This window comes from Phreatobacter oligotrophus (assembly GCF_003046185.1).
In the GTDB taxonomy this organism is placed as follows: domain Bacteria; phylum Pseudomonadota; class Alphaproteobacteria; order Rhizobiales; family Phreatobacteraceae; genus Phreatobacter; species Phreatobacter oligotrophus.
Map to the genome: position 1 here is coordinate 201,068 of NZ_PZZL01000003.1, position 12,774 is coordinate 213,841.

Here is a 12,774-nt window from a genome sequence, read left to right on the forward strand (position 1 = left end):
CCGTCGCCGGTCTGTCGCCGGCTGATGCCCGCCGCAGCGGGTCGTTGGCCGCGAGTGTGAGGACGAGGGCCAAGGTGTCAAGCGAAGGGCCGGCATGACTGGCCCCCGCCGAAAGGCCCGGCTGGCGCGGTTGCGGGAGGGGTGCAGGATGGCGACAGTGCCGGTCCCTCGTTCCGACGGCCCCATCATGACAGCGCCACTCGTCCTCGACAGCGTGACCCACCTGACGGCGGAGGCACGCGGCCGCATCGCCGTCTGCGCCTCCCATGGCGCCGTCTACGCCGCCTGGTACGGCGCGCGGAAGGGCGTCTCGGCGCTGATCCTCAACGATGCCGGCATCGGCCGGGAACAGGCGGGCATCTCCGGGCTCGAATTCCTCGACGGGCTCGGCGTACCGGCGGCGACCGTCGCCCATACCTCCGCCCGCATCGGCTGGGGCGCCGACATGCCGGCGCGCGGCGTGCTGTCCTTCGTCAACGCGGCGGCGGCGAGCGTCGGCCTGCGCCCCGGCATGGCCTGCGCGGCAGCCCTCGACCTCCTCGCTCGCGCCGACCTCACGCCCTCGCCCGAACCGGAGCCGCTGGCCGAGGCCCGCCACGAGATCGCCGAGGCGGGTTCGGGGACGGTTCGCGTCTTCGTGCTCGATTCCAACGGTCTCATCGGGCCGGAGGATGCCGGCCATGTCGTCGTCACAGCCTCCCATGGCGGGCTGCTCGGCGGCCGCCCCGAGACCGCCGTCAAGGCACAGGTGCTCGCCGGCATCTATGTCGATGCCGACCGCGGGCTCGACGATGCCGGCCTGTCGCGTCTTCCCGCCCTGCAGGACCGCGGCATTGCCGGCGCCACCGTGTCCGCCTTCTCCGCCCGCATCGGCGACGGCCTGTCGGTCTGGGAGGACGGCTTCATCTCCGCCCTCAACCCGGAAGCCGCCCGCCGCGGCGGCATGATCGGCCAGTCCACCCGCGATTTCGTCGCGGCCATGGTGGCCTCCGCGACCTGATCAGGCCTTGCGCGCGATGACGGCCACCGGCCCGCCACCCGGCGGACCCTGGTGCTCGGCGCCGCCCGAGACATAGATGTCCGTGCGGCCGACAACGCCGGCGAGCGCCCCCGCCACGAAGGCGCGGGCATGGCGCGTGGAGGAAATGTCGGAATCGTCCAGCATCGTATGCCGCGCACCGCGCACCTCGCCGTCGGGCGAAGCCTCCGCCTTGGCGAGCAACGCCACGAGGCGGTCCCGCGCCGCCTGTCCAAGCTGGCCCGGCGCACCCAGTCCCAGCCGGTCCAGCGCCGCACGCACCGGCTCCACGTCGATGGCATCGGCCATCACCGCATGGTCGATGGCGAGCGGACCTGACCAGCCCTTCGACATGCCGAGCACGACGATCTCGTGGTTGAGCAGTTCGACGCCCGCCGAGGCGCTGGCGCGGCCCGACCAGAGCCCGAGGTCCCGGCCGATCAGCGCGCCGGTCAGGTCTTCCTCGGCAATCTCGCCCAGCGCCACCGCGACACCGAGCGAGGAGGCCCCGCGCGACAGGCCCATCGACTTCAGGGTGTCGCGCACGGCGACCGTCGCGCCGCGCGCCTCTGCCTCGCCGATGCGCTGGGCGGTGAGCAGCGGGCACTTGATCTGGACGAAGTGAACATCGGCGGGATCGCTGAGCCCCGCCTCGGCCATGGCCTGCCGCACCCCCGCCGCGACCTGCCGCACCTGCCCCATCCGGCCGAGATCCTCGGCGGCGAGCGCGGCGGTATGGACGCGGCCGATGGCCAGCGCAGGACCTGGCTCGCCATCGCCGTCCACCCGCTCGAAGACGGTCCAGTGCGGCGTCATCGCGCCCTCCGTGCCGCCGGACATGACGTAGCAGACCGCCTTGGCGCGCTCTTCGCCGATATGGCGGGCGAGCGCCAGGGTCAGCGACTGGGTGGCGTAGCCGCGGGTGAAGTCGTTGACGCAGCCATTGCCCTCGGTCTTGCCGAAAATGGCGAGGATGCCGGCAGGGTCGATCGTCCCGGATGCGATGGCCGCCTGCAGGCCCGACGCGTCGTCGGGACCCTGGGCGATGATGCGATGGACGCGGGCGATCGGCATGGCGTAATGGCTCCGGGGGTCAGATGTCAGGCGGCCCTTAGGGTTTTGCTTGACAGGCGGGGGTCCTGTCACTATCCCGTCGCGTCTCCGAACAGGACCAAGCTGTCCAGCGGCCGGCTCTCGCCGTCGCACTTTACCTCTGGGATCCGACCGATGTCGCGTCGTTGTGAACTCACCGGCAAGGGTGTTCTGGTTGGCCATCGCGTCAGCCACTCGAACATCAAGACGAAGCACCGCTTCCTGCCGAACCTGCAGAACATCTCCTTCTCGTCCGAGGTCCTCGGTCAGACTGTCTCGCTGCGCGTGTCGACCCACGCCCTGCGCTCGGTCGACCACAATGGCGGCCTCGACGCTTTCCTGCTGAAGGCCCGTGCCGAGGACCTGTCGCCCAAGGCGCGCCAGATCAAGTCGGCCATCGCCAAGAAGCGCGCCGAAGCCGCCTGATCGGCCAAGGCCCTAAGGTTTGGTGAACCGGCGTCGGGTGACCGACGCCGGTTTTGCCGTTTTCGCTGCGGCATTGTCTCACGGCGACAGGCCCCCCATATCCCGCGTACTCTGGCAGAAGCGGTCGTCAAAAGGCCGCGCCACCCGTGGGGAAACCATGTCGAAATCCTTCTTCCGGTCCCGGAAGCTCATCCGCGCCCTCGCCATTGCCGGCGTGGCCGTCATGCTCGGCGCCGTCGCCGCCGAAGCTGCGCCGCGTTCCGGCGGCAGCCGCGGCAGCCGCACCGATTCCGCGCCCGCCGCCACCAACACCGCGCCGAACACCATGCAGCGCACGCAGCCGGGTCCCGGCATGCAGCAGCCCGGCATGGCGCAGCGCCCTGGCATGACCCCGCCCGCCCAGCAGGGCTCGCGCTGGGGCGGCCTGGGCATGGGCCTCGCCGCCGGCTTCCTCGGTGCGGGTCTCTTCGGCCTGCTCTCCGGCCAGGGCTTCATGGGTGGCCTCGGCTCGATGATGGGCATGCTCGGCCTGCTGTTCCAGATCGCCCTCATCGCCGGCGTGATCTACCTCGTCGTCCGCCTCATCCGCGGCCGCCGCGAGACCCCGCAGCAGGGTGAGCCCGCCATGGCCCGCGCTGGCATGGGCGGCCCGATGGGCGGCCCCGCCAACGGCCCGATGGGCGCCCCCGGCCCGATCCCCGGCATGGCCGGCGGTTCCGTCGCCGCCCCCGCCGGACCGACCGACACGATCGGCGTGCAGCCGCAGGACTACGACACGTTCGAGCGCCTGCTCGGCCATGTGAACGAGGCCTATTCGCGCGAGGACCTGAACGCCCTGCGCGCCATGGCGACCCCGGAGATGGCCGGCTACTTCGCCGAGGACATCGCCGAGAACGGCCGCCGCGGCCTCGTCAACCGCATTTCCAACGTCAAGCTGCTGCAGGGGGACCTGTCGGAGGCCTGGCGCGAGCAGGATGCGGACTACGCCACCGTCGCCATGCGCTTCTCGCGCACCGACGTCATGGTCGAGCGCAGCTCGGGCCGCGTCGTCGAGGGCAACCAGCAGGGCGGCGAGGCCGTCGAGCTGTGGACCTTCCGTCGCCCGCATGGCGGCGTCTGGCAGCTCTCGGCCATCCAGCAGGCCTGATCCCGAACCACCGTCCCTGACGGCGAAGCCCCGGCCCCCGGCCGGGGCTTTTCGTTGGCGCGCAGGCCTGTCCCCCGGGCGGGCTGTTGATATTAACCCTTTGTCCATACCTGTTGACGAAACCTTAACGAAACCGTTGCGGCGCACACGGTCTCGTGGTTCCATCTTCGAACGATGAAGACGGTTACGACAGAAGTGCGCCTGGCGCGCCAGTCCGATGCTCCGATCGTGGCGGAAGTCCACGACGAGGCCTGGCGCGCGGCCTACCGTGGCCTGATCCCCGGCGCCGAGCTCGAGAAGCTCATCTCCCGCCGCGGACCGGGCTGGTGGGATGCCGCCATCCGCAAGGGCAACCGCATCGCCCTGCTCGGCTTCGGCGACGAGATCGCCGGCTATGCCAATTACGGCCGGAACCGCGCCAAGGCCCTCACCTACGAGGGCGAGATCTACGAGCTCTACCTGCGCCCGAAATTCATCGGCCTCGGCCTCGGCCAGCGCCTCTTCGCCTCCGCCCGCAAGGACCTCGAGGCCCATGGCCTCGACAGCCTCGTCGTCTGGGCGCTCAGCGACAACGATGCCGCCATGCGCTTCTATCGCGGCCTCGGCGGCAAGCCTGTCGCGCGCTCCTCCGAGACCTTCGGCGACCGCGCGCTCGACAAGACCGCCTTCGGCTGGACCGCCTGACGCAGCCTGTCTCCCTACTGCGCAGAATCGCCTGAAGTCGAAGGCGGATTCCGCACTGCGGTACTTGCAGGCGGGGTGCTGTTGCGGCTAACGAGACGCACCCTGTTCCGGAGACGAACACCATGCGTATCGATGCCATTTCGATCGGCAAGAACCCGCCTGACGAGGTCAACGTCATCGTCGAGGTGCCGGTCGGCGGCGAGCCCATCAAGTACGAGATGGACAAGGAAGCCGGCACCCTGGTGGTCGACCGCTTCCTCTACACCTCGATGCGCTATCCCGGGAACTACGGCTTCATTCCGCACACGCTCTCCGAGGACGGCGATCCCTGCGACGTGCTCATCGCCAACCAGCGCGGCATCATCCCCGGCGCGGTTGTCGCGTGCCGCCCGGTCGGCGTGCTGAAGATGGAGGACGAGGCCGGCGGTGACGAGAAGATCGTCGCGGTTCCCGTGCCGAAGCTCACCCGGCGCTACGAGAACGTCCACGACATCAAGGACCTGCCGGAGATCACCCTCAAGCAGATCGAGCACTTCTTCTCCCACTACAAGGACCTTGAGTCCAACAAGTGGGTGAAGGTCGTCGGCTGGGGCGATGCGGCCGAGGCCAAGCGCCTCATCCAGGAGGCCATCGAGCGCCACAAGGCGTCGAAGAAGGGCTGAGCCCTCCCCTCCCCGATCGAGCATTCAAGGGCGGCTCAGGCCGCCCTTTTTGCGTCCCGCCTCAGCCCGGCCGCTTCGGCCCTGCGGCCAGCGCCTCGGTCACCTTGGCGCGGATGTCGGCGAGGGTGAAGGGCTTGGTGACCACGTCATGCACCAGCGCTTCGAGGCCATGGGCGCGCTCGCGCTGGTCGGCATAGCCGGTCATCAGCAGGATCACGAGATCGGGGAATTGCGGCGCCGCCGCCAGCGCCAGCGCGATCCCGTCCATCAGCGGCATGCGGATGTCGGTGAGCAGCAGGTCGAAGGCGCCCTTGCGCTCCTCGAGGATTTCCAGCGCCTCGGCGCCGTCGCGCGCCTCGGTGACGACATGCCCGTCGATTTCCAGCGCCCGGCGGACGAAGGCCCGCACCGGCTCGTCGTCCTCGGCGATCAGAACTGTCGCCACGATCAGTCCTCGATCACGCCGACGAAGGGCAGCTGCCGCCAGGCATGGGCGACGTCCATGCCATAGCCGACGACGAAGACATCCGGGCAGGTGAAGCCGACATGGTCGGGCTCCAGATGGATGGCGCGCTTGCCGGGCTTTTCGAGGAGCACGCAGGTCTTCACCGAGCGGGCGCCGCGCGCCATCAGCAGGTCCTTGGCATAGGTGAGCGTGCGGCCGCTCTCCAGGATGTCGTCGACCAGCAGGACGTCGCGCCCCTCCACCGGGCTCTCGATGTCGTGGACGACGCGGACCTGCCCCGTCGACACCGTGCCTTCGAGATAGGAGGACAGCGACATGAACTCGACCTCCGGCGCCATGCCGGCGGCGTCCATGGCGCGGATGAGGTCGGCGGCGAAGACGAAGCTGCCCTTGAGCACGGCGACGACCAGCAGCCGCTCGGGCTTGGCGTCGGCGATCTCCTTCACCAGCGCCGTGTTGCGCTCGGCGATGGCCTCCGCCGAGAAGAGGACGCGGATATTGTCACGGTTCATCGGATGAGGGCTCCGGCGGGCTCCCGCGCGGCGGGATCGTTGGGGGAAAGATGTATCGCGGCGTGCAACCGCCGTCACCTGCGGGGGCGGACAGAGCCATGCGGCTTATCGGCCGCCGGCATCCATCCGGGTAAAGAAGCGCACCTCGACGCTCGCCCCGTCGGGCGGCGGCGAGGCGAGCCGCGAGCGGAACGGCACGGACTGGCCGGCTTCGAGCCGGGCGGCGGGCGGCGTCGCCGTCCAGGTGTAGATCTCCTTGCCGCCGGCATCCCGCACGGCGAGGCGCAGGCGCGGCAGGTCGGCGCCGCGGCTGGTGATGTTGACGAGCTGGCCCTCGACGACGAGCACCACCACGCCGTCCACCACCTCGTTCGCACCCTTCACATCGCGGAACTCGACGCCGCGCAGGTTCACCGGCAGGCCGATGCGCTCATAGACGCTGGCCGAATCCGGGACGGTGCGCACCACCTGCTCGCGCCCGAGCAGGAAGGTGGCGAGCAGGGCCGATCCCAGAAGCAGAATGACCACCGAAGGCGACATGCGGAAGCGGCCGCTCGGACGCGGCAGGGAAGGCTTGCGGAAGCGCCGCTTCGGCGGCTCGTCGGCCTTCGCCCGGGCGGGGCGCGGCGCCGGCGCATCGTCGGGATCGGCGATGCGCTGCGGCATCGGCGGAACATCGGCCGAGGGCTGGATGGAAGGCGCCTCGGCGGCCGGCACCGGCGGATCGAAGCCGATATCGTCGTCCTTCGGCCTCGCCGCATCGGCCGCACCGGGTTTGGCCTGCGCCTCTTCGGCAAAGGCAGCGCCCCAGTCGGCATCGTCATCGGCGGGTGCAGGCGGCGGCGGGGGAGGAGGCGCGGCGCGGCCGGCGGAGGCGCTCGCCGCCCCCGTCGATGCCATGGCGTCATCCTCGAGCGCGCTTTCGGGCGTCGCCAGCCAGACCGTCCGGCACTGGGCACAGCGGACCTGCCGCCCGGCATCGCCCAGGACGGTCCTCGTGACCCGGAAGGCCGTCGCGCAGGACGGGCAGACGATCAGCATGGTGACGCAAAGCCTCGGGACCTATGTCCCTCACCTCCACCATCGGCGAGCGTGGTTAATTGGCCGTTAAGCGCCCCTTCGTGGCATGATCCCGGCGGCGAATCGCCACCCCCGGGAGAGCCACGGCTTGGTCCGCTTCGAGAATGTCGGTCTGCGTTACGGGCTCGGGCCCGAGGTGCTGAGGGATCTCACCTTCGGCATCGAGCCGCATTCCTTCCAGTTCCTCACCGGTCCCTCGGGCGCGGGCAAGACGAGCCTCTTGAAGCTGCTCTTCCTGTCGCTGCGGCCGACGCGCGGCACCCTCACCGTCTTCGACCACGACACCTCGCACCTCACCAAGGACGAGCTCTCGGTGCTGCGCCGGCGCATCGGCATCGTCTTCCAGGACTTCCGCCTGCTCGACCACCTGACGACCTACGAGAATGTCGCGCTGCCCTTGCGCGTCCTCGGCAAGGAGGAGGCGAGCTATCGCTCCGAGGTCGTCGACCTCTTGGAATGGGTCGGGCTCGGCGAGCGCATCGACGCCTATCCGCCGATCCTCTCCGGCGGCGAGAAGCAGCGCGCCGCCATCGCCCGCGCCGTCATCGTGCGACCGGAGATGCTGCTCGCCGACGAGCCGACCGGCAATGTCGACCCGCCGCTGGCCAAGCGGCTGCTGCGCCTCTTCGTCGAACTGAACCGCACCGGCACCGCCGTGCTCATCGCCACCCACGACCTCTCCCTGCTCGACCAGGTGGAGGCGCGCCACCTCTTCATCCGCGACGGTGGCCTCACCGTCACCGACCCTCATGGCGGCGAGGACGGCGGATGGTGACGGGAACGCGGCGCAGCGCCTCGCTGCAGCACTGGGTGGCGGCGCAGGGCCGCAACGGCGCAGGACAGGCGGATGCCCGCCCGGGGCGCGGCGCCTCGCTGGTGCCGCCCTCCTCCATCGCCGGCCGGGCGCTGATGGTCATCATCGCCATCATGACCTTCCTCGGCTCGCTCACCGTCGGGGGCGTCGATCTCGTCCGCACGGCGGCTGCCGACTGGACCTCCTCCATCGTCCGCGAAGCGACGATCCAGGTGCGCCCGGTAGCGGGCCGCGACGTCAATGCCGACGTGACCCGCGCCACCGAGATCGCCGTGCGCTTTCCCGGGGTCGCCGATGTCGCGCCCTACACGGCGGAGGAGACGCGGCGGATGCTCGAGCCCTGGCTCGGCACCGGCCTCGGCGCCGAGGACCTGCCGATCCCCCGCCTCATCGTGGTGAAGCTCGCCGACGACCGGCGCACCGACATGGAGGCCTTCCGGCGGGCGCTGGCGGAGGTGCCGACCGCCAGCCTCGACGACCATCGGCAATGGTTCGACCGGCTGCGCGCCATGGCCCGCGCGGTGATCGTCGTCGGCCTCGTCATCGTCGCCCTGATGATCGCCGCCACCGGCCTGTCGGTGGTCTTCGCGACCCGGGCGGCGGTGGAAACCAACCGGCCGGTGGTCGAGGTGCTGCATTTCGTCGGCGCCCGCGATGCCTTCATCGCCGGCGAGTTCCAGCGCCATTTCCTCTGGCTGGCGCTGAAGGGGGCTGTGGCCGGCGGGCTCGCTGCGCTCGGCGCCATCATGGCCTCGGGCCTCATCGCGGCGCGCTGGCGCGCGACGGCGGGCGGCGACCAGATCGAGGCGCTGTTCGGCTCCTTCGCGCTCGGATCGACCGGCTATGCGGGGATTGTCGTTCTGGTACTGCTGGTGACCGGGGTTGCCGCGGTGACCTGCCGCCTCACGGTGATGCGGACGCTGGCGGCGATCGACTAGGGGCCGGGCGCCCTGCAGAACGGGAGTGCGTCCTTCGAGGCTCGCCTCCGGACGATGCTAACGCATCGCCGGGTCTCGCACCTCAGGATGAGGAGGGTGGTGATTGGCCCCGCTGTCGCCCGGCGGAAGGTCGTGATGCAGAGCACACACGGTCCTCATCCTGAGGTGCGAGCGCCAGCGAGCCTCGAAGGACGCACTTGAGCACTGCAGCGGAACGGCCGCCCAGATGCTACCGGCTCTCGCGAGCCGCCACCGTCACTCCAGCAGGCGCTGGTAGTTGATGCGGAAGAGCCGCTGGTCCGGCCGCACGCGCGGATCGAGATTGTGCAGCGCCACCGAGGTCTCGTAGCCCTGCGCATCATAGACGGTCCATTGGCGCAGCGTCAGGTCGGAGGCGTTGAACAGCACCATCAGGCGGTTGGTGCCGCCGAGCGCCTGGCGCTCCTCCAGCATGACGATGACATAGTCGGGATCGCGGGTGACCGAGGTCACGTTGGCGTCGCGCAGGATGTCGATGCGCTCGGAGAGCAGGAAGCGCAGCGGCGTCTGCGACAGCGGATAGATGTCCTGCGTGTTCAGGCGGCGATCTCGGACGGCGACCGACTGGCCATCGGCGACCACCTCGACCGGGCTCGGCGCATCGTACTGGAAGCGGATCTTGCCGGGCTTGTCGAGATAGAGCTTGCCGGTGGTGCGGCGGCCGTCTGGCCCGACCTGGACGAAGTCGCCCTGCAGGTAGCGGATGCCGTTGAAATAGGCGTTCACCTGCTGGGCGATGTCGCGGGAGTCCGCGTCGACCCCGCGGGCGGCACGCGGCGCGGCGCGGCGGATCGGCGGGGAGAGAGCCGGAGGGGCCGCAGCGGCCGGCGCGGCCTGGGCCGGGGCGGTGGGCGCGCCCCGGGGCGGGGCGGCGCCGGGCGCCGGGCTCAGCTGCATCGGCGCGCCCTGCCCGAAGGCGGGCCCGGCGGCGACGAGGCCGGCGAGGCCCAGCATGAGGCTCCGACGGCTGACGGATCCGGTCTCGGCGGTCGGGGAGGCGGCTCGCGGCGTCAGGGTCATCGGGGTCATGGCGTGAGGGGAGATAGGGAGGCGTTGGGGCGATTTCGAGGCGGCAGGCCCGTCAATCCGCCGCCTCCGGTACCAGGATCTCGCGCTTGCCCGCATGGTTGGCGGGTCCGACGAGGCCCTCCCGCTCCATCCGCTCGATGAGCGAGGCAGCGCGGTTATAGCCGATCTGCAGGCGCCGCTGGATATAGGAGGTGGAGGCCTTCTTGTCGCGGAGCACGACCTGCACCGCCTTGTCGTAGAGGTCGGCCGGCTCCTCGCCGAAGGCGCCCTTGTCGAAGACGGCGCCGTCGTCGCCATCGCCCTCCATGCCCTCATCGTCATCGGTGGTGACGGCGTCGAGATAGTCGGGCGCGCCCTGCATCTTCAGGTGGTTGACGATGCGCTCGACCTCCTCGTCCGAGACGAAGGGACCGTGGACGCGGCTGATGCGGCCGCCGCCCGCCATGTAGAGCATGTCGCCGCGGCCGAGCAGCTGCTCGGCGCCCTGCTCGCCGAGAATGGTGCGGCTGTCGATCTTCGAGGTGACCTGGAAGGAGATGCGGGTGGGGAAGTTCGCCTTGATCGTGCCGGTGATGACGTCGACCGAGGGGCGCTGCGTCGCCATGATCAGGTGGATGCCGGCGGCGCGCGCCATCTGCGCGAGGCGCTGGATGGCGCCCTCGATCTCCTTGCCGGCGACCATCATCAGGTCCGCCATCTCGTCGACGATGACGACGATGTAGGGGATCGGCTCGAGGCCCATTTCCTCCTGCTCGTAGATGGCCTCGCCGGTCTCGCGGTCGAAGCCGGTCTGGACGGTGCGGGTGAGCACCTCGCCCTTGGCCTTGGCCTGCGCCATGCGGGCATTGAACCCGTCGATGTTGCGCACGCCGAGCTTCGACATCTTCTTGTAGCGCTCCTCCATCTCGCGCACCGCCCATTTGAGGGCGACGACCGCCTTCTTCGGGTCGGTGACGACGGGGGTGAGGAGGTGCGGAATGCCGTCATAGATCGACAGTTCCAGCATCTTCGGATCGACCATGATGAGCCGGCACTGGTCCGGGCGGAGCCGGTAGAGCAGCGACAGGATCATGGTGTTGATGGCGACCGACTTGCCCGAGCCGGTGGTGCCGGCCACCAGCAGGTGGGGCATCTTGGCAAGGTCCGCGATGACCGGATCGCCGCCGATCGTCTTGCCGAGCGCGATCGGCAGCTTTTCCTTGGCGGTGATGAAGTCCTGGCTCGCCAGCATCTCGCGCAGCAGCACGTTCTCGCGCTTGGCGTTGGGCAGCTCGATGCCGATGGCGTTGCGCCCCGCGACGAGGGCGACGCGGGCCGAGATGGCCGACATGGAGCGGGCGATGTCGTCAGCGAGGCCGATGACGCGGTTGGAGCGCGTTCCCGGCGCGGGCTCCAGCTCGTAGAGCGTCACCACCGGGCCGGGGCGGACATTGATGATCTCGCCGCGCACGCCGAAATCGTCGAGCGTGGAGGCCAGCGTCGCCGCATTGTCCTGCAGCGCCTCCATCGACATGGACGGGTCGCGCTCCGAGGGCTTCGGCTCGGCGAGAAGGTCCAGCGGCGGCAGCTCGTAGGTGTCGTCCACGCCGTCCGGCGGCGGCAGGGGCAGGGCCTGCTGGATCGGCATGGTGCGCGGACCCGGCGGCGGGGCATGGATGCGCGGGCCGGCGGTCGCGGTGCGGGGCGCGGCCTGCGAGGGCAGCGGCGCCTCGTCCTCGGGCTCATGGGCGGGCGCCATGCGCGGCGCCGGGACCTCGCGCGGCTCATCGCTTCGCGGCCGCGTCGGCGGCGCGTGGAAGGTGCGCGGCTGGCGCTCGGCGGCCGGCTCCTCGAGCACGGGCTCGCGGCGCACGCCGGAGGTCGGCCGGGCGGCGGGCAGGCCGTCGTCGTCAGGCTCCTGGAAGAAGGCCTTGGCGCGGGAGGTGAGGCCGGGCCCGGCGGGGCGGGCCTGGGCCTCGGCCGGCCGGCCAGCGGCCGCGCGCGCCGCGGCGGGGGCCTCGGCCACCATGCGGGCGACCCGCGCCCGCGCCGACAGCATGCCGTGGGTCACGGCGCCCGCGACGTTGGAGACCATGCCGCCGACGAGGCCGGGCTCGCGGTCGTCATCGGCCGGGCGCCGGGCCTTGGGCGCGACGCGGTCGAGCTCTTCCTCGAGCGTCTCCGGCTCGGGGCGGAAGATCCAGCCGATGGCCGCGGCAAAGAGGAACAGGCCGATCGTGGCGACGACCAGCAGCGCGATGATGCGCGACAGGCCGGTGAGCCGGCCGGCAAGGGCCGAGATGACGGTCACGCCGCCATCGCCGATGACGCCGCCGATGCCGGTCGGCAGCGGCCAGCCGGCCGGCGCGGGGGCAAGCGAAGCAGCAACCGCCACCATCATCGCCGCGCCGATGCCGAGCGGCACGCGCAGGCCCTCGCGGTCGAACGGACGGGCGCGCAGCATCAGCCAGCCCCAGACGGCGGACACCGTGAGGAGGGCGACGGCGGCAAGGCCGAAGAGCTGCATGAGGAGGTCGGCAAGGATGGCGCCGGGCTTGCCGATCCAGTTCTTCACCGGGGCATTGGTGGCGTGGCTGAGCGAGGGATCGCCCGCCGTCCAGGTCAGCATCGCGACCGCGGCGATGACGACGCCGGCGAGGATGCCGAGGCCGGCGAGACGGCGCAGCTGCCGCCGCATGGCGCCACCCAGTCCATCGGGGACCAGCGAAGGTCCGGTGTGCCGGCGCGCCACTGCCATCGTCGTCCAATCCCATGCGAGGGAGGACCGCGGCGGCGCGGGAAGACAGCGCCGCCGGCGGACCGTCCGGTTCGGTCGCTCACCCTAGCGAGGCAACGGTTGACGGCCGATTAACCATCGGCAGCTGGCG

At 70.7% G+C, this 12,774-nt stretch carries 13 protein-coding genes and 1 pseudogene; 7 read left to right on the plus strand and 7 right to left on the minus strand.

Going from position 1 to position 12,774, the window contains the following annotated elements; all coding sequences use genetic code 11:
* Positions 1–187 precede the first annotated feature (187 nt).
* Positions 188–1,000, plus strand: coding sequence for a hypothetical protein (locus tag C8P69_RS08130; protein WP_245901931.1), 813 nt, complete (start codon positions 188–190; stop codon positions 998–1,000).
* Here C8P69_RS08130 and atzD read toward each other — a convergent pair whose 3' ends face one another.
* A complete protein-coding gene (atzD, locus tag C8P69_RS08135) occupies positions 1,001–2,092 on the minus strand; it encodes a cyanuric acid amidohydrolase (RefSeq protein ID WP_108175926.1) in 1,092 nt (363 codons plus the stop codon). It abuts the gene before it with no gap.
* Between the two features lie 153 nt (positions 2,093–2,245).
* On the opposite strand from atzD, the gene rpmB reads away from it, so the two are divergent.
* The 4 genes from rpmB to ppa all read left to right on the plus strand — a co-directional run bounded on the left by rpmB (position 2,246) and on the right by ppa (position 5,029).
* Entirely contained in the window at positions 2,246–2,536 is a 291-nt protein-coding gene (rpmB, locus tag C8P69_RS08140) for a 50S ribosomal protein L28 (RefSeq protein WP_108175928.1), read from the plus strand.
* Positions 2,537–2,693: 157 nt separating this feature from the next.
* Complete coding sequence (locus C8P69_RS08145) at positions 2,694–3,683, plus strand: TIM44-like domain-containing protein (protein WP_108175930.1); 990 nt, start codon at positions 2,694–2,696, stop codon at positions 3,681–3,683.
* A 174-nt stretch (positions 3,684–3,857) separates the two neighbouring features.
* Positions 3,858–4,367: a GNAT family N-acetyltransferase gene (locus tag C8P69_RS08150; protein ID WP_108175931.1), complete on the plus strand. Its 510-nt coding sequence runs from the start codon at positions 3,858–3,860 to the stop codon at positions 4,365–4,367.
* A 122-nt stretch (positions 4,368–4,489) separates the two neighbouring features.
* Positions 4,490–5,029 carry an inorganic diphosphatase gene (ppa, locus tag C8P69_RS08155; protein WP_108175933.1) on the plus strand — a complete coding sequence of 180 codons (540 nt, stop codon included), beginning with the start codon at positions 4,490–4,492 and terminating at the stop codon, positions 5,027–5,029.
* Between the two features lie 61 nt (positions 5,030–5,090).
* Here the strand turns inward: ppa and C8P69_RS08160 are convergent, their stop codons facing one another.
* The 4 genes and pseudogenes from C8P69_RS08160 to C8P69_RS24555 all read right to left on the minus strand — a co-directional run.
* Positions 5,091–5,474, minus strand: coding sequence for a response regulator (locus C8P69_RS08160; protein ID WP_108175935.1), 384 nt, complete (start codon positions 5,472–5,474; stop codon positions 5,091–5,093).
* A gap of 2 nt (positions 5,475–5,476) precedes the next feature.
* Positions 5,477–6,007, minus strand: coding sequence for a hypoxanthine phosphoribosyltransferase (gene hpt / locus C8P69_RS08165; protein WP_108175937.1), 531 nt, complete (start codon positions 6,005–6,007; stop codon positions 5,477–5,479).
* 105 nt (positions 6,008–6,112) lie between these two features.
* Positions 6,113–6,907 (minus strand): FxLYD domain-containing protein, encoded by a 795-nt coding sequence (locus C8P69_RS08170; protein ID WP_245901932.1) that lies wholly within the window; start codon positions 6,905–6,907, stop codon positions 6,113–6,115.
* Between the two features lie 42 nt (positions 6,908–6,949).
* Positions 6,950–7,048, minus strand: a pseudogene (locus tag C8P69_RS24555) (MJ0042-type zinc finger domain-containing protein); the annotation flags it as partial.
* 127 nt (positions 7,049–7,175) lie between these two features.
* Between C8P69_RS24555 and ftsE the strand changes: the two are divergent.
* Positions 7,176–7,862, plus strand: coding sequence for a cell division ATP-binding protein FtsE (gene ftsE, locus C8P69_RS08175; RefSeq protein WP_170118172.1), 687 nt, complete (start codon positions 7,176–7,178; stop codon positions 7,860–7,862).
* Positions 7,856–8,839 carry a cell division protein FtsX gene (locus C8P69_RS08180; RefSeq protein ID WP_245901933.1) on the plus strand — a complete coding sequence of 328 codons (984 nt, stop codon included), beginning with the start codon at positions 7,856–7,858 and terminating at the stop codon, positions 8,837–8,839. Before ftsE ends, C8P69_RS08180 begins: the two co-directional genes overlap by 7 nt.
* Before the next feature lie 255 nt (positions 8,840–9,094).
* On the opposite strand, the gene C8P69_RS08185 is transcribed toward C8P69_RS08180, so the two are convergent.
* Both C8P69_RS08185 and C8P69_RS08190 read right to left on the minus strand, forming a co-directional pair.
* Positions 9,095–9,832, minus strand: a complete 738-nt coding sequence (locus C8P69_RS08185; RefSeq protein ID WP_245901934.1) for a LolA family protein — start codon at positions 9,830–9,832, stop codon at positions 9,095–9,097.
* A 127-nt stretch (positions 9,833–9,959) separates the two neighbouring features.
* Entirely contained in the window at positions 9,960–12,644 is a 2,685-nt protein-coding gene (locus C8P69_RS08190; protein ID WP_108175943.1) for a DNA translocase FtsK, read from the minus strand.
* Positions 12,645–12,774: the final 130 nt, after the last annotated feature.